Annotated in this window: 18 protein-coding genes; 14 read left to right on the top strand and 4 right to left on the bottom strand. The window is 67.7% G+C overall.

Annotation, left to right across the window (positions count from 1 at the left end; all coding sequences use genetic code 11):
• The first annotated feature begins 90 nt into the window (after positions 1-90).
• Genes gatC through gatB form a run of 3 tightly spaced genes read left to right on the top strand, consistent with a single transcriptional unit; the run spans position 91 to position 3398 of the window.
• The gene (gene gatC / locus AMYHA_RS20320) at positions 91-396 is read left to right on the top strand and encodes an Asp-tRNA(Asn)/Glu-tRNA(Gln) amidotransferase subunit GatC (RefSeq protein WP_034273592.1); all 306 of its coding nucleotides are present in this window, start codon (positions 91-93) and stop codon (positions 394-396) included.
• Positions 393-1895 (top strand): Asp-tRNA(Asn)/Glu-tRNA(Gln) amidotransferase subunit GatA, encoded by a 1503-nt coding sequence (gatA, locus tag AMYHA_RS20315; RefSeq protein WP_034273589.1) that lies wholly within the window; start codon positions 393-395, stop codon positions 1893-1895. Before gatC ends, gatA begins: the two co-directional genes overlap by 4 nt.
• Positions 1896-3398: an Asp-tRNA(Asn)/Glu-tRNA(Gln) amidotransferase subunit GatB gene (gene gatB / locus AMYHA_RS20310; protein WP_034273586.1), complete on the top strand. Its 1503-nt coding sequence runs from the start codon at positions 1896-1898 to the stop codon at positions 3396-3398.
• 92 nt (positions 3399-3490) lie between these two features.
• On the opposite strand, the gene AMYHA_RS20305 is transcribed toward gatB, so the two are convergent.
• On the bottom strand, positions 3491-4669 hold the full coding sequence (locus tag AMYHA_RS20305) for a PQQ-dependent sugar dehydrogenase (protein ID WP_407919892.1): 1179 nt from the start codon (positions 4667-4669) through the stop codon (positions 3491-3493).
• A 152-nt stretch (positions 4670-4821) separates the two neighbouring features.
• Between AMYHA_RS20305 and AMYHA_RS20300 the strand changes: the two genes are divergently transcribed.
• Complete coding sequence (locus tag AMYHA_RS20300; protein ID WP_051400123.1) at positions 4822-5469, top strand: DoxX family protein; 648 nt, start codon at positions 4822-4824, stop codon at positions 5467-5469.
• 139 nt (positions 5470-5608) lie between these two features.
• On the opposite strand, the gene ilvD is transcribed toward AMYHA_RS20300, so the two are convergent.
• Complete coding sequence (gene ilvD, locus AMYHA_RS20295; protein WP_034273584.1) at positions 5609-7453, bottom strand: dihydroxy-acid dehydratase; 1845 nt, start codon at positions 7451-7453, stop codon at positions 5609-5611.
• 2 nt (positions 7454-7455) lie between these two features.
• Positions 7456-7926 carry a PH domain-containing protein gene (locus AMYHA_RS20290; RefSeq protein ID WP_034273582.1) on the bottom strand — a complete coding sequence of 157 codons (471 nt, stop codon included), beginning with the start codon at positions 7924-7926 and terminating at the stop codon, positions 7456-7458.
• 413 nt (positions 7927-8339) lie between these two features.
• Between AMYHA_RS20290 and AMYHA_RS20285 the strand changes: the two genes are divergently transcribed.
• From AMYHA_RS20285 to AMYHA_RS20245, 9 genes are all read left to right on the top strand, one after another.
• The gene (locus AMYHA_RS20285; RefSeq protein ID WP_034273580.1) at positions 8340-10193 is read left to right on the top strand and encodes an acetolactate synthase large subunit; all 1854 of its coding nucleotides are present in this window, start codon (positions 8340-8342) and stop codon (positions 10191-10193) included.
• A 39-nt stretch (positions 10194-10232) separates the two neighbouring features.
• Complete coding sequence (ilvN, locus tag AMYHA_RS20280) at positions 10233-10739, top strand: acetolactate synthase small subunit (RefSeq protein ID WP_034273578.1); 507 nt, start codon at positions 10233-10235, stop codon at positions 10737-10739.
• Positions 10740-10816: 77 nt separating this feature from the next.
• Positions 10817-11809, top strand: coding sequence for a ketol-acid reductoisomerase (ilvC, locus tag AMYHA_RS20275; protein ID WP_034273576.1), 993 nt, complete (start codon positions 10817-10819; stop codon positions 11807-11809).
• Between the two features lie 134 nt (positions 11810-11943).
• Positions 11944-12984 (top strand): fatty acid desaturase family protein, encoded by a 1041-nt coding sequence (locus AMYHA_RS20270; RefSeq protein ID WP_034273574.1) that lies wholly within the window; start codon positions 11944-11946, stop codon positions 12982-12984.
• 85 nt (positions 12985-13069) lie between these two features.
• Positions 13070-13375 (top strand): DUF397 domain-containing protein, encoded by a 306-nt coding sequence (locus AMYHA_RS20265; protein ID WP_051400463.1) that lies wholly within the window; start codon positions 13070-13072, stop codon positions 13373-13375.
• A 277-nt stretch (positions 13376-13652) separates the two neighbouring features.
• A complete protein-coding gene (serA, locus tag AMYHA_RS20260; RefSeq protein ID WP_034273571.1) occupies positions 13653-15248 on the top strand; it encodes a phosphoglycerate dehydrogenase in 1596 nt (531 codons plus the stop codon).
• A gap of 203 nt (positions 15249-15451) precedes the next feature.
• The gene (locus AMYHA_RS20255) at positions 15452-16501 is read left to right on the top strand and encodes a 3-isopropylmalate dehydrogenase (protein WP_034273569.1); all 1050 of its coding nucleotides are present in this window, start codon (positions 15452-15454) and stop codon (positions 16499-16501) included.
• A 475-nt stretch (positions 16502-16976) separates the two neighbouring features.
• The gene (gene cimA, locus AMYHA_RS20250) at positions 16977-18611 is read left to right on the top strand and encodes a citramalate synthase (protein ID WP_034273566.1); all 1635 of its coding nucleotides are present in this window, start codon (positions 16977-16979) and stop codon (positions 18609-18611) included.
• A gap of 69 nt (positions 18612-18680) precedes the next feature.
• Positions 18681-19439 carry a fumarylacetoacetate hydrolase family protein gene (locus AMYHA_RS20245; protein WP_034273563.1) on the top strand — a complete coding sequence of 253 codons (759 nt, stop codon included), beginning with the start codon at positions 18681-18683 and terminating at the stop codon, positions 19437-19439.
• A gap of 22 nt (positions 19440-19461) precedes the next feature.
• Here the strand turns inward: AMYHA_RS20245 and AMYHA_RS20240 are convergent, their stop codons facing one another.
• The gene (locus AMYHA_RS20240; protein ID WP_034273560.1) at positions 19462-20685 is read right to left on the bottom strand and encodes an FAD-dependent oxidoreductase; all 1224 of its coding nucleotides are present in this window, start codon (positions 20683-20685) and stop codon (positions 19462-19464) included.
• A 100-nt stretch (positions 20686-20785) separates the two neighbouring features.
• On the opposite strand from AMYHA_RS20240, the gene gltX reads away from it, so the two are divergent.
• Positions 20786-22297, top strand: a complete 1512-nt coding sequence (gene gltX, locus AMYHA_RS20235; RefSeq protein WP_051400122.1) for a glutamate--tRNA ligase — start codon at positions 20786-20788, stop codon at positions 22295-22297.
• Positions 22298-22400 lie beyond the last annotated feature (103 nt).

Below are 22400 nucleotides of genomic sequence, written 5' to 3'. Positions count from 1 at the left end.
ACGGATCCGCCGTCTGACTTCCGCGCCGCACGCCATAGACTCGAGCATCTGGAAGTCCAACACGAACCGCACCATCCGGGGGTTACCCGCGTGCCCAACATATCTCGCGACGAGGTCGCGCACCTCGCCAAGCTGGCGAGGCTCGGCGTCACCGACGAAGAGCTCGACACCTTCGCCCCGCAGCTCGACGTGATTCTGGAATCCGTAGCCAAGGTCGGCGAGGTCGTCGGCACGGAACAGGACGTGCCACCGACGTCGCATGCGGTCGAGCTGACCAACGTCTTCCGTGAGGACGAGGTGCGGCAAGGACTAACCCAGGAGCAAGCGCTGTCCGGCGCACCAGCCGCCGAGGAAGGCCGCTTCCGCGTGCCGCGCATCCTGGGGGAGGAGCAGTGAACGTGATTAAGCAGACCGCCGCCGAACTCGCGGCGCGCATCCACTCCGGCGAGCTCAGCTCCGTCGACGTGACGCAGGCGCACCTGGACCGCATCACCAAGGTGGACGACCAGCTCAACGCCTTCCGGCACGTCGACGCCGAAGGTGCGCTGGCGGCCGCGGCCAAGGTCGACGCCGACATCGCTGCGGGTAATCCCCCCGCATCGCCGCTGGCAGGCGTGCCGCTCGGCCTCAAGGACGTCCTCACGACGAAGGGCGTGCCGACCACCTGCGGCTCGAAGACCCTCGAGGGCTGGCTGCCGCCGTACGACGCCACCGTCACCCGCAAGCTGCGGGAGGCCGGTGTCCCGATCCTCGGTAAGACGAACATGGACGAGTTCGCCATGGGCTCGTCCACCGAGAACTCCGCGTACGGTCCGACCCGCAACCCGTGGGACACCAGCCGCATCCCCGGCGGCTCCGGCGGCGGATCCTCGGCCGCGCTCGCGGCGTTCGAGGCGCCACTGGCGATCGGCACCGACACCGGTGGCTCCATCCGCCAGCCGGGCGCGGTCACCGGCACCGTCGGCGTGAAGCCCACCTACGGCGGAGTCTCTCGCTACGGTCTCGTGGCGTTCTCGTCGTCGCTGGACCAGGCGGGTCCGTGCGCGCGCACCGTGCTGGACGCGGCGCTGCTGCACGAGGTCATCGCGGGCCACGATCCGATGGACTCGACGTCGATCAACAGCCCGGTGCCGAACGTGGTTGAGGCGGCCAGGCAGGGCGCGAGCGGTGATCTCACCGGCGTGAAGGTCGGCGTGGTGACCGAGTTCAGCGGTGAGGGCTACCAGCAGGGCGTGCTGGACTCATTCCAGGCAGCGGTGGAGCAGCTACGCGCGCTGGGTGCCGAGGTCGTGGAGATCTCCTGCCCGAACTTCGCTTACGCGTTGCCTGCCTATTACCTGATCGCGCCGAGTGAGTGCTCCTCGAACCTCGCCCGGTTCGACGCGATGCGCTACGGCCTGCGCGTCGGTGACGACGGCGACCGCAGCGCCGAGGAAGTCATGTCGGCCTCCCGCGAGGCGGGCTTCGGTCCTGAGGTGAAGCGCCGGATCATGATCGGCACCTATGCGCTGTCGTCCGGCTACTACGACGCCTACTACGGCTCGGCGCAGCAGGTCCGCACGCTCATTACCCGCGACTTCGCCGCCGCGTACTCCCAGGTCGACGTGCTGGTCTCGCCCACGACGCCGACCACAGCGTTCCGCATCGGTGAGCGGGTGGACGACCCGATGGCGATGTACCTCGCCGACCTGTGCACCATCCCGGCCAACCTCGCCGGCAACGCCGCGATGAGCGTGCCGAGCGGGCTCGCCGCCGACGACGGACTGCCGGTCGGCCTGCAGATCATGGCGCCCGCGCTGGCCGACGACCGGATGTACCGGGTGGCCGCCGCCTACGAGACCGCTCGCGACGCCGCAGCCGGTGGCGCGTTGATCAACCAGATCCCGGAGCTGTAAGTGACTGCTATCGCAGAGACCCTAGATTTCGACGAGGTCCTCGAACACTTTGACCCCGTGCTCGGGCTCGAGGTGCATGTCGAGCTGAACACCAACACCAAGATGTTCTGCGGCTGCGCGAACGTCTTCGGCGGCGAGCCCAACACCCACGTGTGCCCGACGTGCCTTGGCCTGCCCGGCGCGCTGCCGGTGATGAACGGCAAAGGTGTGGAGTCGGCCATCCGCATGGGGCTGGCGTTGAACTGTGAGATCGCGCCGTGGTGCCGATTCGCGCGGAAGAACTACTTCTACCCCGACATGCCGAAGAATTTCCAGACGTCGCAGTACGACGAGCCGATCGCCTTCGACGGGCACCTTGACGTCGTGCTGGACGACGGCGAGGTCGTGCGAGTCGGCATTGAGCGCGCGCACATGGAGGAGGACACCGGCAAGTCGCTGCACGTCGGTGGCGCCACCGGCCGGATCCACGGTGCGGAGCACTCGCTGCTGGACTACAACCGCGCCGGCGTGCCGCTGATCGAGATCGTCACCAAGCCGATCGAGGGTATGGGTCACCGGGCTCCCGAGGTCGCGCGGGCGTACGTGACCGCGTTGCGTGAGTTGATGCTCGCGCTCGGCGTGTCCGACGTGCGCATGGACCAGGGCTCGATGCGCTGTGACGCCAACGTGTCGCTGATGCCGAAGGGCACGACGGAGTTCGGCACCCGCACCGAGACCAAGAACGTCAACTCGCTGCGCAGTGTGGAGCGCGCGGTGCGCTACGAGATGACCCGCCAGGCCGCGGTGCTGCGCGCTGGTGGCTCGATCACGCAGGAGACCCGGCACTTCCAGGAGGCGGACGGCACGACCTCGCCCGGCCGCCCCAAGGAGACCTCCGAGGACTACCGGTACTTCCCCGAGCCGGACTTGGTGCCGATCGCGCCGAGCCGCGAGTGGGTCGAGGAACTGCGTGGCACGCTGCCCGAGCTGCCGTGGGAACGCCGTAAGCGCGTCCAGCAGGAGTGGGGCCTGACCGACGAGGAGACCCGCGACCTGTTCAACACCGGCGCTGCCGATCTGGTGGCGATGACGGTGGACGCGGGCGCGCCCGTCGCGGAGGCCCGCAGCTGGTGGGTGCAGTATCTGACACAGCAGGCCAACACCCGCGAGACCGAGCTGCCCGAGCTGCCCATCACTCCAGCGCAGGTCGCGCGGGTGATCGCGCTGATCGGGGAGGGAACACTCACCCACAAGCTGGCGCGCGAGGTCGTACAGGGGGTGCTCGCGGGCGAGGGCGATCCAGACCAGGTCATCGCCGACCGGGGCCTCGAGGTCGTCTCGGACGACTCGGCGCTGCTGGCAGCCGTGGACGAGGCGCTCGCCACGCAGCCGGACGTCGTGGAGAAGATCCGCGGCGGCAAGGTCCAGGCCGCGGGCGCGATCGTCGGCGCGGTCATGAAGGCCACGAAGGGGCAGGCCGACGCCAAGCGCGTCCGAGAGCTCGTGCTGGAGCGCTGCCAGTAGGGCCGTGCCCTTCGCTCGTCTGCAGTGATCTTGATGCGTTGTGGCGATCCATATGGCCCACAACGCATCAAGATCCATACGTCGGGCGGTGGTCAGTCCTTGCCGCCGCCTCCGCCTTCCGGCTGGATCGGCAGCAGGACCACACGGTCGTCGCTGGACACCGGGCTGCCGCCGTCCTTGTTGACCGTGCCCGCGACGGCGATGCTCTCGGTGAGGACGCTCAGGCCGGACAGCCTGCCGTAGCCGTTCTCGCCGTCGAGCGCGACGGTCGGCTTGCCGGTCACCGACCCGCGCTGCCCGATCGGCAGGAACTGCAGGTTGCCCGCGATCGACGTCGCGATCGTGACGCCCTGACCCGCATCGACGCACCCGGCGACGCCCGGCTTGGTACGCCAGCTCCACACGGCGGTGCCCAGTTCGTCGCCTGGCGTGACTTCGTACAGCGCGTCGGCGTCATCCGCCCGGTCGGTGACCCAGGTGCGGGAGCCGTCCGCCGAGGTGCACACGCCGCCGGGGGAGTGCAGGCCACTGGCGATGACGCGGGAGTTGGCATTCGGGTTGCCGGGCGCCGGGTCGCCGGAGCCGTCGATGCGCAGCACCTTGCCCGCCAGCGACGCCGGGTCGCTCGCGGCCTGCGGGCGGCCCGCATCACCGGTGGCGACCAGCAGCGCGCCGCTGTTGTCCGGCGCGAGCACGCCCCGGTTTCCGCTGCGGCCCTTGGGGATTCCGGTCAGCACGGGGCTCGGCCGCTGACCCGGCCCGAACCGCACGACCCGGTTGTCCTTCGCCGTGGTGATGTAGGCGAAGACGAGCTGATCCTCGTTGTAGGTCGAGGACAGTGCGAGGCCGGTCAGCCCGCCGCCCCCGGCCGCTGAGACCTTCAGCTTCGCGATCACCTGCGGCTTCTCACCCTGCTCTACCCGCAGCACCCTGCCGGTGCGGCGTTCGCCCGCGATCGCCATCGGCGTCTTGGTGCCCGCGATCGCGGCGACGGCGGTGACGGTGTCGAGGCAGGTGGCGAGCACCGCGGGATCGTGGTCGGTGCAGCCATCCGGCGGTGGGATGTCGCGTTGCTGGGGGTCCGGCCCGGTCCGCGGTGGCCGGCGGCCCTCCGGCTGTGGGCCTTGTTCCGCGGTCAGCTCCGGTGGCGTGCGCCATGCCGTCTCGGACGCGGCGGTGTCGTCGAATTCCGCGCAGCCGCTGAGCATCAGCGCGAGTGATACGGCCAGCACCGTGTAGCCGCGACGCAGGGGCCGGTGTCGGATCCGCACAGGTACCGAGGGTACGGCGATGGCCGTGAATGTCCCGTGAGTGCTACTCCGGGTGCCCTGGTCGAGTTGGCCACCCAATTGGGGTAAGAACACGCGCCGAAGTGCCACGGTGAGTGTCCAATCGCACCCGTCATTGGCTAGTGTGACCGGCCATGAGCACACACGACGAGCTCTACGGTCAGGAACCCACCGAAACCCCCAGTTCGGGTGGCCGACGCCATCGCGACGAGCCAGCACATCTTCTCAACGACTACGACTCGGTCGAAGAGGAGCAGGAACCCGTCACCAGATGGCACGCCGGACTCGACGTCGGCTTGCTGATATTGCGAGTCGCGGTCGGCGGCACGGCATTGCTGCACGGGCTGTACCGGTTCGGCCTGTTCGGCGGGCCTGGTATGGACGGCGTTGCCGACGGGCTTGCCGCGAACGGCTTCACCAGTCAGACGACGTTGCTGGCATGGCTGCTCGGGATGACCGAGGTGGGCGCGGGCGGTCTGCTGGTGCTGGGTATGTTCAGCCCGCTCGCGGCGGCGGCGATCCTCGCGATCACGTCTACCGCGGTGTACCTGCACCGCGAGATCGGCTACTTCCCGCTCGTGCAGGTCGATGGCGCACAGCTGCCCGGCTACGCCTTCCCGCTGATGACCGGTGCCGCAGCGCTGGCGCTGCTGTTCACTGGCCCAGGCAGGATCGCGGTCGATGTCGCGACGACGTGGCGGCGTAAGCCGGTTCCGTTCGGCATCGTCGGTGTGTTGCTCGCCGCGGGCGCGGCGGTCGCGGTGCTGGTGCTGTTCCGCTGAGGGGCGCGCTGAGCGTGCGGCTCCGCTGAGTTGATCTACTTCCCCTGTGCTGCGACCACCAGAACCGGACAAGCCGGACGTGATGTGGTCGCACGGCAGGGGAAGTAGATCAACTCCGTGCCGCGAGCGTGTCCGTGCCCTACAGGCTCGGGTCCCGCACCGCGCCGGTGTCGGCGGAGGTCGCCAGCCGGGCGTAGGCCTGCAGCGCCTTGGTCACCGGGCGGTTCCGGTCCACCGGCTGCCACGGGTGTTCGGACGCCGCCATCTTCGCGCGGCGCTCGGCGAGGACGTCGTCGTCGACAAGCAACGACAGCAGCCGCTCGCGGACGTCGATGAGGATCTGGTCACCGTCCTCGACGAGCCCGATCGTGCCCGCGGCGGCGGCTTCCGGCGAGATGTGGCCGACGGAGATGCCCGACGAGCCACCGGAGAACCGGCCGTCTGTGATCAGCGCGCACTTCCTGCCCAGCCCTGAGCCTTTGAGGAACGCGGTTGGGTGCAGCATCTCCTGCATGCCAGGCCCGCCTGACGGGCCTTCGTAGCGCACCACGAGCACCTCGCCCGGCTGCAACTGCTTGCCGAGGATGACCGAGACCGCCTGCTCCTGGCTCTCCACGACCCGTGCCGGGCCCTGGAAGCGCCATAGCTCCTCGTCGATGCCCGCCGACTTGATCACGGCGCCGTTCTCGGCGAGGTTGCCGCGCAGCACGGCGAGCCCGCCGTCGGCGGTGTAGGCGTGCGCGACGTCGCGGATGCAACCGCCCTCTGCGTCGGTGTCCAGGCTGGACCAGCGGTTCTCCGTGGAGAACGCCTGCGTGGTGCGGACCCCGCCTGGAGCGGCGTGGAACAGCTCCACTGCCCGCTCACTCGGCTTCTCCGCCCGGATGTCCCACTCACCGAGCCACTGCTCCAGCGACGGTGCGTGCACCGCGCGCACCCCCGTGTTGAGCAGGCCACCCCGGTACAGCTCACCGAGGATCGCCGGGATTCCGCCAGCTCGGTGAACGTCCTCCATGTGGTAGTCGGAGTTCGGCGCGACTTTGCTCAAGCACGGCACGCGCTTGCCGATCTCGTCGATGTCGTCGATGGTGAAGTCGATCTCGCCCTCCTGGGCGGCGGCGAGGACGTGTAGCACGGTATTCGTCGAGCCGCCCATCGCCATGTCCAGCGCCATCGCGTTCTCGAACGCTGCCCGGTTCGCGATCGAGCGCGGCAGCACGGACTCGTCGCCGTCGCGGTAGTAGCGGGTCGCCAGGTCGACAACGGTGCGCCCGGCGTCGGAGAACAACTCCCGGCGCAGCGCGTGGGTGGCCAGTGTCGAGCCGTTGCCCGGCAGCGCGAGCCCGAGCGCTTCCGTCAGGCAGTTCATCGAGTTCGCGGTGAACATCCCGGAGCAGGAGCCGCACGTCGGGCACGCCGAACGCTCCACTTCGGACAACCCGTCGTCGTCGACGGCGCTGCTGGCGGACGCAGCGATCGCGGTGATGAGGTCGGTCGGTGCCTGTGCGACACCCTCCACGACGACCGCCTTGCCCGCCTCCATCGGCCCGCCGGAGACGAAGACCACCGGCACGTTGAGCCGCATCGCCGCGTTGAGCATGCCCGGGGTGATCTTGTCGCAGTTGGAGATGCACACCAGCGCATCGGCCTGGTGCGCATTGACCATGTACTCCACCGCGTCGGAGATGACTTCGCGCGACGGCAGCGAGTACAGCATCCCGGAGTGGCCCATGGCGATGCCGTCGTCGACGGCGATGGTGTGGAACTCGCGCGGCACCCCGCCCGCCTCGCGGACGCCTTCGGCCACGATGTCGCCGAGGTCGCGCAGGTGCACGTGGCCGGGCACGAACTGCGTGTAGGAGTTGGCGATGGCCACGATCGGCTTGCCGAAGTCGCTGTCGGTCATGCCGGTGGCACGCCACAGCGCGCGGGCGCCTGCCGCATTGCGGCCGTGGGTGGTGGTGCGGGAGCGCAGTTCGGGCATCGTTACTCCTGGGAAGGTGCCTGCTGATCCTGCTCTGACGGCTCTTCCGGCGTTGCCTCGTGCGTCGTCGGGTCAGTGACGCGTCCGCCACTGACGTAGGCGAGCACGGGCAGGTGCCTGGTGCGCACCGTCGGCAGGCGCACCTCTGAGTCGTCGGTGAGCACGGCACGGACCTCGGCGCGCGAGGTGATCGTCAGTCCCTTCAGCTCCGACCAGGCCAGTCGCCTGCTGCTGAAGATGGTCCGCGCGGTGAGCCCGTCGGCGTCGGCCACGGTTCGCGTGCGCACGACCCAGACGATGTAGGAGATCGGAAGCAGGTAGACCGGGGTAAGCCAGAGGGCCGACCATGCCAGCGGCGTGGCGCAGAGCATGACGAAGAACGCGGCGAAGATCGTGACGCCCGGCATCCGGAAGATGGCGCGCTTGGGCGCCGCTGCGGCCGCTTCTGACTCACTGTTCGGGGTACTGCTCACTCGTAGATGGTGCCGTGACGGGCGAAATCGTCGTCACGCGGGGTCCCGCCACGTGGCGGTGCTCTCAGTATCCGGGAACTCGATCCCGCAGAGTTGACACTCGCACGCGCGGAACAGTAGCGTTTGCGGCGTGGAACAGCTGACGAGCCTCGTACTTCTTTCGCGCGTCGACGCGTGAAAGAAGCCGCTGGCTGCGTCGACGCGCGACCCTCGTGCGACCTTTCGGTCGGCGGGGGTTTTTTCGTTGGACGCTGTTTCACGACTCGGACGATCTACGACTGACTATCGCCAGCCCGCTGACGGTAGTCACGCGGGATGAAGGGAGACCGGGAACGGTGAATGGCCCAAGCGTCCGAACCCGGCACCATAGGCGATAATCAAACTCGATAACCACGACCAACGAGGCAGATCCGATGACAAGCGCCACCTCGCGGCCGAGTTCGCGCGCAGGGCAGGAGCCCGCAGCGCGCGAGGCGAAGCCAGGTACCCGACCCAAGCCAGCACCACCGGCCGGTGCTCCCGTACGGCTCACCGGCGCGCAGTCGCTGGTGCGCTCGCTAGAAGCGGTCGGTGTCGAGGTCGTGTTCGGCATTCCCGGCGGCACGATCCTGCCCGCGTACGACCCGCTGCTCGACTCGACCAAGGTGCGCCACGTGCTCGTCCGGCACGAGCAGGGTGCCGGTCACGCGGCGACGGGATATGCGCAGGCGACCGGCAAGGTCGGTGTCTGCATGGCGACGTCGGGGCCGGGCGCGACGAATCTTGTCACTCCATTGGCTGACGCCAATATGGATTCCGTTCCGGTTGTGGCGATCACCGGGCAGCAGACCCGTGCGCTGATCGGTACTGACGCATTCCAGGAAGCCGATATTTGCGGCATCACCATGCCGATCACGAAGCACAATTTCTTGGTCACCGATCCGGCTGATATTCCGGCCGCGATCGCGGAGGCATTCCATTTGGCGAGCACCGGAAGGCCGGGTCCGGTTCTCGTCGACATCCCCAAGGACGTCCTGCAAGAGCAGACCGCGTACGTCTGGCCGCCTGAGATGCAGCTGCCCGGTTACCGGCCGACGCTGCGTCCACACGGCAAGCAGGTGCGGGAAGCGGCGCGGCTGATGATGTCCGCGCGTCGCCCTGTGCTCTATGTCGGTGGCGGTGTGGTCAAGGCGAAGGCAGCGGAGCAGCTCAAGACGCTGGCCGAGCTGACCGGCATTCCGGTGGTGACGACGCTGATGGCGCGCGGTGCGTTCCCTGACTCGCACGCCCAGCACCTCGGTATGCCCGGCATGCACGGTTCGGTTGCCGCGGTCGCCGCGATGCAGCGCTCGGATCTGCTTGTCGCGCTTGGCGCCCGGTTCGACGACCGGGTGACCGGCCAGTTGTCGTCGTTCGCGCCGGACGCGCAGGTCGTGCACGCCGATATCGACCCGGCGGAGATCTCCAAGAACCGTAAGGCTGACGTTCCGATCGTCGGTGACTGCGCGGAGATCATCAATGAGCTGATCGCCGCGGTGAAGGCCGAGATCGACCGCGACGGCGAGCGTAAGTACGACGCGTGGTGGACGCAGATCGAGTCGTGGCGGGACACCTACCCTGCTGGCTACGACTGGCCCACCGACGGCTCGCTGGCCCCGCAGTACGTGATCGAGCGGATCGGCTCGCTTGTCGGGCCGGATGCGCTTTACGCCGCTGGCGTCGGCCAGCACCAGATGTGGGCGGCCCAGTTCATCGGATATGAGAAACCAGGCACCTGGATCAACTCCGGTGGCCTCGGCACGATGGGCTTCGCGGTGCCCGCGGCCATGGGCGCGAAGTTCGCGTATCCCGACAAGCAGGTGTGGGCCATCGACGGGGACGGGTGTTTCCAGATGACCAACCAGGAGCTTGCCACCTGCGCGATCGAGGGTGCCCCGATCAAGGTCGCGGTCATCAACAACGGCAACCTGGGCATGGTGCGCCAGTGGCAGAACTTGTTCTACGCCGAGCGCTACTCCAGCACCGACCTCGGCACCCACGCCCACCGCATCCCCGACTTCGTGCTGCTCGCTGAGTCGATGGGCTGCGTCGGGCTGCGGTGTGACGCCAAGGACGAGGTCGACGACGTGATCAAGAAGGCGATGGACATCAACGACCGGCCGGTCGTCATCGACTTCATCGTCGGCAAGGACGCCCAGGTGTGGCCGATGGTCGCCGCGGGAACCGGCAACGACGAGATCATGGCCGCGCGAGGCATCCGCCCGCTGTTCGAGGACGACGAGGTCTGAGGCGATGCTGGCGGCGGATACTATTCGAGGGAGCATGACGTGAGTACTCATACCTTGAGCGTGCTGACCGAGAACAAGCCCGGTGTGCTCGCGCGCGTGGCCGGCCTGTTCTCGCGTCGTGGGTTCAACATCGAATCACTCGCGGTCGGCCCGACCGAGAACCCCGAAGTCTCGCGGATGACGATCGTCGTCGCCGTCGAGGACCTGCCGCTTGAGCAGGTGACCAAGCAGCTCAACAAGCTCGTCAACGTCATCAAGATCGTCGAGCTTGACCCGCAGACGTCGGTGCAGCGTGAGCTGCTGCTGGTGAAGGTGCGCGCCGATGCGACCGTGCGCAGTCAGGTACTGGAGACGGTGCAGTTGTTCCGCGCGAAGGTGGTCGACGTCTCGCCAGAGGCACTGACCGTCGAGGCGACCGGCACCGCAGACAAAATCAACGCGCTGCTGCGCATGCTCGAGCCCTACGGGGTCAGGGAGCTGGTGCAGTCGGGCATGGTCGCCGTCGGTCGGGGCGCGAAGTCCATCACGGCCACGTCGACCCGCTAGTCAGACCTGGCCGCGCTGGCCCACCTGGTGCCGCCGCGGCCGATGCTTGGAAGCAGGAAAGGAAGTAAGCAGCCCTCATGGCAGTGGAAATGTTCTACGACGACGACGCCGACCTCGGCATCATCCAGTCCCGCAAGGTGGCCGTCATCGGCTACGGCAGCCAGGGGCACGCGCACGCGCTGAGCCTGCGTGACTCCGGGGTCGACGTGCGCGTCGGCCTGCCGGAGACCTCGAAGTCCCGCGCCAAGGCTGAGGAAGAGGGCCTGCGCGTGGTCACGCCGTCGGAGGCGGCGGCGGAGGCCGACGTGATCATGATCCTCGCGCCGGACACCGCGCAGCGCAAGATCTACGCCGAGGACATCGCGCCGAACCTGAAGTCGGGTGACGCGCTGTTCTTTGGCCACGGTTTCAACATCCGCTACGGCCTGATCCAGCCGCCGTCGGACGTCGCGGTCGCGATGGTCGCGCCGAAGGGCCCCGGTCACCTCGTTCGCCGTCAGTTCGTGGACGGCAAGGGCGTGCCGTGCCTGATCGCCGTCGAGCAGGACCCGGACGGCAAGACCGAGGCGCTGGCGCTCTCCTACGCCGCCGGGATCGGTGGTGCTCGTGCGGGTGTCATCAAGACGACGTTCAAGGAAGAAACCGAGACCGACCTGTTCGGTGAGCAGGCGGTGCTCTGCGGTGGCATCAGCGCGCTGATCCAGAACGGCTTCGAGGTGCTGACCGAGGCGGGTTACGCCCCGGAGATCGCCTACTTCGAGGTGCTGCACGAGGTGAAGCTGATCGTCGACCTGATCTACGAAGGCGGCATCGCTGGCCAGCGCTACTCGGTGTCCGACACCGCGGAGTACGGCGACCTCACCCGTGGCCCCCGGGTCATCGGCTCGCAGGTCAAGGAGGACATGCGCAAGATCCTGGGCGAGATCCAGGATGGCACGTTCGCGAAGGAATGGGTCGCCGAGGACGAAGCGGGCCGCCCGAACTTCACCAAGCTCGCCGAGCAGGGCGCGAAGCACCCGATCGAGGAAGTCGGCACGAAGCTGCGTGGCCTGATGGCCTGGATGAAGTAATCCGATGACATAGCACGGAACGCGCGAAGGGCGGCACCGCCACGGTGGGGTGCCGCCCTTCGGCTGATGTTTGACGCTGTGAGCGCATATCGGCGTATCGTGGACGGTGTCTGGGGTTCCAACACGAAATCTAGGTGACTCCCATTACTTCCTCCACCCCTACAGTTACGCCTGCTCGTAAACCGAGCGACTTCGCCGAGCTGACCCGCAGCATCCGATCCGCCGGCCTGCTGAAACGCAGGTACGGCTACTACGCGGCCAGGATCGCCGTGAACCTGCTGATGCTGGCCGGGGCATGGGTCGCCTTCGCCTTCATCGGGAACTCCTGGTGGCAGCTGTTCATCGCGGCGTTCCTCGCGATCGTGTTCGCGCAGCTTGCCTTCATCGGCCACGATGCTGGCCACAAGCAGATCTTTCGCAGCAAGAAGCTCAACGACGTCGTCGGCTATATGCATGGCGGGCTGGTCGCGCTCAGCTACGGTTCCTGGCTCAAGCAGCACAATCAGCACCACGCGAACCCGAACCACGAGGGTTCTGATCCCGACATCGAGATTCCCGCACTCGCGTTCACCAACGGCCAGGCGGGCACCAAGCGCGGCATACTGCGGTGGATCGCGAAGTATCAGGCGGTGCTGTTCTTCCCGCTGCTGTTACTCGAAGGGCTGAACCTGCGCGTCGGTGGCGCGATCGCGATCCTACGTGGCCAGGTGCGGCTACGCGCCCTGGAAGGGGCGCTGATGGTGGCGCACATCGCCGTCTACACGACGGTGCTGTTCCTCGTTCTCTCTCCGGGGATCGCGGTGCTGTTCATCGTGGTGCACCAGGGGCTGTGGGGCCTGTACATGGGCTGCTCATTCGCGCCCAACCACAAGGGCATGCCTACGGTCCCCGAGGGACAGAAGCTGGACTTCCTGCACAAGCAGGTGCTGACGGCGCGCAACGTGCGCGGGAGCCGGGTTGTCGATTTCGCGCTCGGTGGGCTGAACTACCAGATCGAGCACCACCTGTTCCCGACCATGCCCCGGCCCAACCTGCGGCACGCTCAGCGAATCGTGCAGCGGTTCTGCGCCGAGCACGGCATTTCCTACAGTCAGTGTGGCTGGTTCCGCTCCTACGGCCACGTGCTGCGGTATTTGCACCAGATCGGGGCACCCCTGCGGGCACAGACGGTATAGCGCGGCGCTGGCTGACACGGTGATCCCGCGTCGCGCCTTGTCTCACCTACTGTGAGCTGGGCCGATGCGGGTTACCGTGACCGGCATGACAGACGATCCGGGGGGTGCGAAGAATGCGACTGGGGGTGCCGATGCCGACGATGCCGACGATGACAAGGCCGCGATCCGGGGCGAGATCGACCTCAGCGGGGCGCACTGGCAGCGTCCCGTCGCGGCCGGCGACAGCCCTGCCGATGTCGGCGAGCCGTTCGAGATCGCCTTCGTCCCGCATACCGACGGGCTGACCTATGTGGCGCTTCGGCAAGCTGACACCACGCTCATCTTTACTCCAAGTGAGTGGCGGGCGTTCATCGCTGGAGCCAAGGATGGCGAGTTCGACACGCCGTGGTGACGGCGGCTCGGCGGGGCCGCCGCGGGCGACGTCCTCGCTGGTCGGAGCCGGTTCCCAGTCAGTGGAACGCCGTGCGGCTCTGTCACCAGTGGTTGTGCCCCCTGATGCGGTGGTTTCGCACACACCGGCGCTCAAGGGTCGAACGGGGATGTTCTGCTGGCTAGACTCACCCCTGTTGCGCGTTACACCGTGGTAACGCGCCGCGAGAGGTTCCCAGCGCCCGCTGAGCGCGCTCTCGCCCTTTCCTGTGCACGCCACAACCGACCGGAGTCGTTTCGTGACCAGCGCTACTCGCCCTGTTGTCCTGCTTGCTGAGAAGCTCGCGCCGTCCGCTGTTGAGGTGTTCGGTGATGAGGTGGAGATCCGCCGTGTCGATGGCACCGACCGGCCCGCACTGTTGGAAGCGGTCGCGGACGCCGACGCGCTGCTGGTGCGGTCCGCGACGAAGGTGGACGCCGAAGTTCTCGCCGCGGCCAACAAGCTCAAGGTGGTCGCGCGCGCCGGTGTCGGCCTCGACAACGTCGAGGTACCCGCCGCGACCGAGCGCGGCGTCATGGTGGTGAACGCCCCGACGTCGAACATCGTCTCCGCTGCCGAGCACGCCGTCACGCTGCTGCTCTCGGTGCTGCGCCGGGTGCCTGCCGCGAACCAGAGCCTGCAGGGCGGGGAGTGGAAGCGCAGCTCCTACACCGGCGTCGAGCTGAACGGCAAGACCGTCGGTGTCGTCGGACTCGGCAAGATCGGCCAGCTGTTCGCACACCGTGTCGCGGCCTTCGACACCGAGTTGATCGCCTACGACCCGTACGTGTCGGCCGCGCGCGCCAAGCAGCTCGGCATCGAGCTCGTCTCGCTCGATGAGCTGCTGTCGCGCGCCGACATCATCTCGATCCACCTGCCCAAGACGCCGGAGACCAAGGGTCTGATCGACGCGGATGCGCTGGCTAAGACCAAGCAGGGCGTCATCGTCATCAACGCGGCGCGTGGTGGCCTCGTCGACGAGGAAGCCCTGGCCAAGGCGGTTGCCGACGGCCATGTCGGTGGCGCGGGCGTCGATGTGTTCGTCACCGAGCCGACCACCTCCAGCCCGCTGTTCGGGTTGCCCAACGTCGTTGTCACGCCGCACCTGGGCGCGTCGACCGCCGAGGCGCAGGACAGGGCGGGCACCGACGTCGCGAAGTCGGTGAAGCTGGCGCTGCGGGGCGACTTCGTGCCCGACGCGGTCAACGTCGCCAGCGGCGTCGTCAGCGATGAGCTGCGGCCGTACCTGCCGCTGACGCAGAAGCTCGGCACCGTGCTCTCGGCGTTCTCCACCAAGCCACCGACGTCGGTCGCCGTGCAGGTGTCCGGTGAGTTGGCCAGCGAGGACGTCAGCGTGCTTTCGCTCGCCGCGCTGCGCGGCGTGTTCGACGCCGTGGTCGAGGACCAGGTCACGTTCGTCAACGCGCAGCAGCTCGCCGACGACCTCGGCGTCAGCGTCGAGGTCTCGACGCAGCCGGAGAGCGTCATCTACCGCAGCGAGGTCACCGTGCGCGCCGTGCACGCCGACGGCACCGCGCTGTCGGTGTCCGGTGCCATCACCGGCCTCGACGAGGTGGAGAAGCTGGTCGAGGTCAACGGCCGCCACTTCGACATCCGCGCCGAGGGCCACATGCTGCTGCTGGAGTACCCGGATCGCCCTGGTGTCATGGGCCGTGTTGGCACGCTGCTCGGCGAGGCCGGCGTCAACATCGAAGCCGCCCAGATCAGTCAGACCACCGACGGCTCGGACGCCGTCATGCTGCTGCGCGTGGACCGCTCGGTCGACGCCGACGTGCTCGGCCCGATCGGCTCTACCGTTGGCGCCTCGACCGTGCGGGCCGTCACCTTCCCCTGACACCCATGTTGACCACCCCACCGTGTCCGTGATCACGGTGGCAGGATTACCGGATCGCAGTGCGCTGCCCCGTTTGAGTGATGCGCACTGCGATCTCGGTCTCTGCCAGGGGTGGCGAGGTTACGGATGGTGTGTTGGACCGGTAACCTGCCGTGGCTGGGGAAGCCGGACGACGTGCAGGCCTTAGTACATGGAGGTGTTGGATGCGGCTCGCGGTGATCCCGGGTGACGGGATCGGGCCCGAGGTTGTGACCGAGGCGTTGAAGGTGCTCGCCGAAGTCGCGCCATCGGCGTTTGACTTGGAGACCACCAATTACGACCTCGGTGCGGCACGCTGGCATTCCACCGGCGAGCTGCTTCCCGAGTCGGTGCTCGGTGAGCTCCGGCAGCACGACGCCATCCTGCTTGGCGCGGTCGGCGACCCCACGGTGCCGAGCGGCATCTTGGAGCGCGGTCTGCTGCTGCGGCTGCGTTTCGAACTGGACCACCATGTGAACCTGCGGCCAGCCCGGCTGTACCCCGGTGTGCGCGGCACCATCATGGACCCCGGCGAGATCGACATGGTCGTCGTCCGCGAGGGCACCGAGGGCCCGTACGTCGGCAACGGCGGCATCCTCCGCAAGGACACCGAGCACGAGATCGCCACCGAGGTCAGTCTCAACACGGCGTTCGGCGTGAAGCGGGTCGTCTCGGACGCCTTCGCGCGGGCGGCGCAGCGGCCCCGGCGGCATCTGACGTTGGTGCACAAGACCAATGTGCTCACCCACGCGGGGTCGTTGTGGTCGCGGATCGTGGAGGAGGTGTCGCTGGAGCACCCCGAGGTCACGGTCGACTATCAGCACGTCGATGCCGCGACCATCCACATGGTGACCGACCCGTCGCGGTTCGATGTGATCGTCACGGACAACTTGTTCGGCGACATCGTCACTGACCTGGCCGCGGCCATCACCGGCGGCATCGGGCTCGCCGCCTCCGGCAATCTCGACGTCACCAGGGCCAATCCGAGCATGTTCGAGCCGGTGCACGGCAGCGCTCCGGACATCGCGGGTCAGGGCATCGCGGACCCGACGGCCGCCGTGCTGTCGGTGTCCCTGCTGCTGGACCACCTCGGCTATAAGGAAGCGGCACGCAGGATCGAGGCCTCGGTGGCGTTCGACCTGGCGACGCGAGACCACTCCTCGCCGGGGACGACGAAGGCCATTGGCGACCGCTTGGCCGCACTGGTGTCCTCTCACGTCCGCGAAGGCGCCTAGCGCCAGTGCCAGGGACGCCGTGTCCTGCGCTCACGACGTTGTGTCCTGCAGTCGCGACGTTGTGTCCGACGTTCTGAACGCTGTGTCCTGCAGTCGCGACGTTGTGTCCGACGTTCTGAACGCTGTGTCCTGCAGTCGCGACGCTCGCCGCCGGTCGTGATATCGCACACAGCTGTCCGAGTGTCGGACACGGCGTCCGCACTGCAGGACACGGCGTCATGCAGGGGGAACACGGCGTTCTGAACAGGGGACACGGCAGCCCTGGGAGTGAAACACGCGGGTCTGGGTGTGGGACACGACGTCGATGTGGCATGATGTCGCACATGGCTTTCTACGGCCCCGTTGCCGCGATCATTATTCGCAAGCGCGCCGAGTAGGTGCTCGACACGAGCCCACCGGCGCGCTGACCTCTCGCATCTTGCGGGAGGTTTTTTTGTTGCTACCGACAAGCGGCCAGACGATCCAGGAGTGACCCGTGAACCGAACGGAACCCGCCGATACGCCCCTCGGTGACACTTTCCACGTCTACGACACCACCCTGCGCGACGGCGCGCAGCGCGAGGGGATTTCGTACTCGGTCACCGACAAACTGGCCGTAGCGCGGCTGCTCGACGAGCTCGGCGTCGGCTTCATCGAAGGCGGCTGGCCGGGCGCGTTGCCCAAGGACACCGAGTTCTTCGCCCGCGCCAGCTCGGGAGAGCTGGCGCTCAAGCACGCCGCGCTCGTCGCGTTCGGTGCCACCCGCAAGGCGGGCACAACGGCGTCCGAGGACGCCCAGGTCCGGGCGCTACTCGACTCGAACGCCCCGGTCATCACCCTGGTCGCCAAGTCCGACCGCCGCCACATCGAGCGCGCGCTAAAGGTTGACGTCGCCGAGGCGTGCGCGATGGTCCGCGACACGGTGTCGTTCCTGGTCAGCGAGGGTCGCAGGGTGTTCCTCGATGCCGAGCACTTCTTCGACGGCTACGCCTTCGACCCGGACACCGCGCTCCGGGTGCTGCGGGCTGGCGCCGACGGCGGCGCGGACGTCGCCGTGCTGTGCGACACCAACGGGGGGCAACTTCCGCTCGGCATCGCCGAGACGGTGCGCGAGGTGGCCGACAAGACGGGGCTGCGGCTCGGCATTCACTGCCAGGACGACACCTCGTGCGCGGTGGCCAACAGCGTCGCCGCGGTACAGGCCGGTGCCACGCACGTGCAGTGCACCGCCAACGGCTACGGCGAGCGGGCAGGCAACGCCGACCTGTTCGCCGTGATCGGGAACTTGGTGACCAAGCTCGACATGGACGTGCTGCCTACCGGCGGCGCTGCCGAGCTCACCCGCGTCTCCCATGCCCTTGCCGAAATCGCGAACATCGCACCCGACACCCACCAGGCTTATGTCGGGGCGTCGGCCTTCGCCCACAAGGCGGGGCTGCACGCGAGCGCGATCAAGGTGGATCCGTTGTTGTACAACCACATCGATCCACCCGTCGTCGGCAACGACATGCGGGTACTCGTCACCGAGATGGCTGGCAGGGCCAGCCTTGAGCTCAAGGGACGTGAGCTCGGGGTTGACCTCGCCAGCCAACCGACCGCACTGACCAACGTCGTCGAGAAGGTGAAGGCGCTTGAGGCGAAAGGGTGGTCGTTCGAGGCCGCCGACGCATCGCTGGAGCTGCTGCTCCGCCGGGCGATGGACGATGACGGTGACGGATCAGGTGACACGCTCGCCCCGGAGGCGCCGTTCGAGCTGGAGTCCTACCGGGTGGTGCTCGACCACCGTTCGAATGACGAGGTGATTTCCGAGGCCACGGTGAAGGTGCACGTCGCGGGGGAGCGGGTGATCGCGACGGCCGAGGGGAACGGCCCAGTGCACGCGCTGGACGCCGCGCTGCGCAAGGCGCTCACGCCGCGACTGGCATGGCTCGACAGTGTGGACCTCACCGACTACAAGGTGCGCATCCTGCCCGGCACCCACGGCACCGAGGCCGTCACCCGGGTGCTCATCGAAAGCTCCGACCGCGAGCGCGAGTGGACCACTGTCGGCGTGCACGAGAACATCGTCGAAGCGAGCTGGCTGGCGCTGTGTGACGCGCTGGTGCACAAATCCATGCGCGTCCGGCCCTGACGCCTGGTGGGTGTCGATGGCGACGCGGTGCCGGTCAGGGCCGGTGCGGGCGCCGGTTAGAGTTCGGGTATGCGTCTAGCTCGAATCGCTCATCCCGCCGGTGTCGCGTTCGCCTCGATCGAGGGCGACGAGGTGTTGGAGATCGCCGACCACCCGTTCGGGGACCCGAACTTCACCGGGAAGCGGTGGCCACTCGTCGACGTCCGGCTGCTCGCGCCGATCCTGCCCACGAAGATCATCGCGGTGGGTAAGAACTACGCCGCGCACGCGGCCGAGTTCGGCGGCGAGGTGCCCGAGACGCCGTTGATCTTCATGAAGCCGAACACCAGCGTCATCGGCCCCGATGTGGCGATCAAGCTGCCACCGAGTTCGGAGCGGGTGGACTTCGAGGGCGAGCTGGCGGTGGTGATCGGGCAGCCGGTCAAGAACGTCTCGGCCGCGCGGGCGAGTGCCGCGGTGCTGGGCTACACCATCGCCAACGACGTCACCGCCCGTGACCAGCAGAAGGCCGACGTGCAGTTCACCAGGGCGAAGGGCTACGACACGTTCTGTCCGCTGGGGCCGTGGATCGAGACCGCCGTCGACCCGGCTGATCTTGAGATCCGCACCGATGTGGACGGCGAGGTCAAGCAGCAGGCCCGGACCAGCGCGATCGTGCACAAGGTGAACCACCTGATCGAGTTCATCTCCGGGATCATGACGCTGCTTCCCGGCGACGTCATCCTCACCGGCACGCCGGAAGGCGTCGGCCCGCTGGCCGAAGGGCAGAAGGTGTCGGTCACCGTCGAGGGCATCGGCACGCTGACCAATCCGGTCCAGGCGGGCTGACTCCGTCATTCACCGCACGGCATCAGCGGCGCGCGAAGTCCGGCGCGTGCTCGGGCCGGATCCCGACGCCGATCAGGTATGCCGGAACGACGGACAGCCACGGCAGCCGCCGGAACAGCGTGACCATCGGCGCGGGTGGTCCCTCACGGCGGCCTTCGACCACCGGCTTGGCCACCAGCCGGTGCAGGACCCGCTGTAGCTGCTGAATGACGGCGGTCGGCAGCAACCGGCGGGCGCGCACCCGCGCCAGCGCCCGTGTATCGGCCTCTCCGCGCCGCAGCGGCTCCGCGAGCAGCGTCGCTGCGGCCACCGCGTCCTGCACCGCGAGGTTGATCCCAACCCCGCCGATCGGCGACATCGCATGCGCGGCGTCGCCGAGGCACAGCAGTCCGTCGAGGTGCCAGCGGCCCAACCGGTTCAGCCGTATGTCGAGGTGCTTCACGTCGTCCATCGATGTCATCGCGTCGACCCGGTCGGCAAGCGCGGGTAAGACCGCCGCCACCTCACTGCGGAACCGCTCGATCCCAGCCGCCCGCAGCGCCGCGTCCGCGTCCTTCTTGGCGATATAGGCGACCTGGTAGTAACCCTCGCGTGGGATGACGATGGCGAACCGGCGGTTCGCCATCCGTGGCGTGAGGGTGGACGTCACGTCGTCGGGGTCGCGCGGCAACCGGAACCACCACGCGTCGATCGGCACCGGGAACTCGCGTCGGCGCAGTCCCGCCTCGTTTCGCACGATCGAGTGGCGACCGTCGCACGCCACGGTCAGGTCGGCGCGGATCTCACCGGTGACGCCGTCCTCGGTGCGATACCGCACGCCACGGACTCGACCCGCCTCGCGCACCAATCCGGTCACCTCGGTGCGCATCCGTAGCGTGAATGTCGGCTCCGCCTCGGCCGCCTGCGCGAGTAGTGTCAGCAGGTCCCACTGCGGAGTGATCGCGATGTAGGGGTGCCGCACGCGCAGCCTGCGCAGGTCACCGATGACCACCTGATCGTCCTGGCCGACAGGGAACGCGATCTCGGTCAGGGCGCTCTGCGGCAACGCGGCGAACTTCTCGCCGAGACCTAGCTCGTCGAGTAGTCGCATGGTCGAGGGGTGCACGGTGTCGCCTCGGAAGTCCCGCAGGAAATCGGCGTGCTTCTCCAGCACCGTGACGTCGATCCCTGCTCGCGCCAGCAGCAGTCCGAGCATCATTCCCGCAGGTCCACCGCCCGCGATCACGCAGGACGTCCGCTCCGTCATGCCGTACCTCCCCATATTCAGCACATGTTGAATACTTCGAGACTGCCTTCACGGACTCCCCGCGTCAAGTGAGCCAGCGCCGCTATACGCTGAATGAGCTATGACTGACAACGCCGCCACTTTGACGTCCACCGACAGGCCCGTCCGCGCCCGCTTCTGCCCGTCGCCCACCGGAACCCCGCACGTTGGGCTGATCAGGACCGCGCTGTTCAACTGGGCCTTCGCTCGCCACCACAAGGGCACGCTGGTGTTCCGGATCGAGGACACCGACGCCGCGCGCGACTCCGAGGAGTCCTATACCGCGCTGCTCGACGCGCTGCGCTGGCTCGGCATCGACTGGGATGAGGGTCCAGAACTCGGCGGCGACTACGGCCCGTACCGGCAGAGCGAGCGTCGTGCGCTCTACGACGACGTCGTCAAGCGACTACTCGACGCTGGCGAACTGTACGAGGCGTTCTCCACGAGCGACGAGGTCAAGGCGCGCCGCCAGGCCGCTGGGCAGGATCCGCAGCTCGGTTACGACAACTACGACCGCGATCTCACCGAGGAGCAGAAGGCGGCGTTTCGTGCCGAGGGGCGTACGCCGGTGCTGCGGCTGCGGATGCCTGAGGGCGAGCTGGCTTGGCACGACCTGGTGCGCGGCGAGATCAGCTTTGACGCGGCCACCATCCCCGACCCGGTGCTCGTACGCGGCAACGGCGACCCGCTGTACCCGCTGACCAACCCGGTCGACGACGCGCTGATGGGCATCACCCACGTGCTGCGCGGCGAGGATCTGTTGCCATCGACCCCGCGTCAGCTCGCGCTCTACGCGGCGTTGCGGCGGGTCGGCGTCACCGACTTCACGCCGGAATTCGGCCACCTGCCCTACGTGATGGGGGAGGGCAACAAGAAGCTGTCCAAGCGCGATCCGCAGTCGAACCTCTTCCTGCATCGTGAGCGGGGGTTCATCCGCGAGGGGCTGCTGAACTATCTCGCGCTGCTTGGCTGGTCCATCGCGCCGGATCGGGACATCTTCACCGTGGACGAGCTGGTCGCCGCCTTCGAGATCGGCGACGTCAGCGCCAACCCGGCGCGGTTCGACGTCAAGAAGGCCGAGGCGATCAACGCCACGCACGTGCGCGCGCTCGACGTCGAGGACTTCACCGAGCGGGTGCTGCCATATCTCACCGAGGCCGGTGTGCTGCCGGAGCGGCCGAGCGAGGAGCAGCTCGCCACGCTGCGCGTCATCGCGCCGATGGTGCAGGAGCGGGTCACGGTGCTGTCCGAAGCCGCACCGCTGGTGCGCTTCCTGTTCGTCGACGAGGCGGAATTCGAGGTGGAGGAATCCGCCGCGGCGAAGGGCTTCAAGGGCGACCCCACCACGGTGCTGCGGGCGTCGGTGGACGCGCTGAATGCTCTCGAAGTGTGGGAAGCGGGCGCTATTGAACAAGCGCTCAAAACCGCGCTCGTTGATGAGCTCGGACTCAAACCCCGTAAGGCATTTGCTCCGGTGCGCGTTGCGGTAACCGGACGAACAGTGTCACCCCCTTTGTATGAGTCCATGGAATTGCTCGGCCGTGAGAAATCGGTTTCCCGGTTAACCAAGGCATTGAACAATTTCGAAGAGTGAATAGCTTGACCGTGTCAGTGTCGGTCTAGTTCACCTCGTTGGACGAGGCGAAAACGGCCTCCGAACGTCTAACCTCTTTAGGTGGAGTTCGCGCTTGCCCCGA

Source organism: Haloechinothrix halophila YIM 93223, assembly GCF_000504245.1.
Taxonomy (GTDB): Bacteria; Actinomycetota; Actinomycetes; order Mycobacteriales; family Pseudonocardiaceae; genus Haloechinothrix_A; species Haloechinothrix_A halophila.
This window is presented reverse-complemented; position numbering and strand designations above follow the sequence as displayed.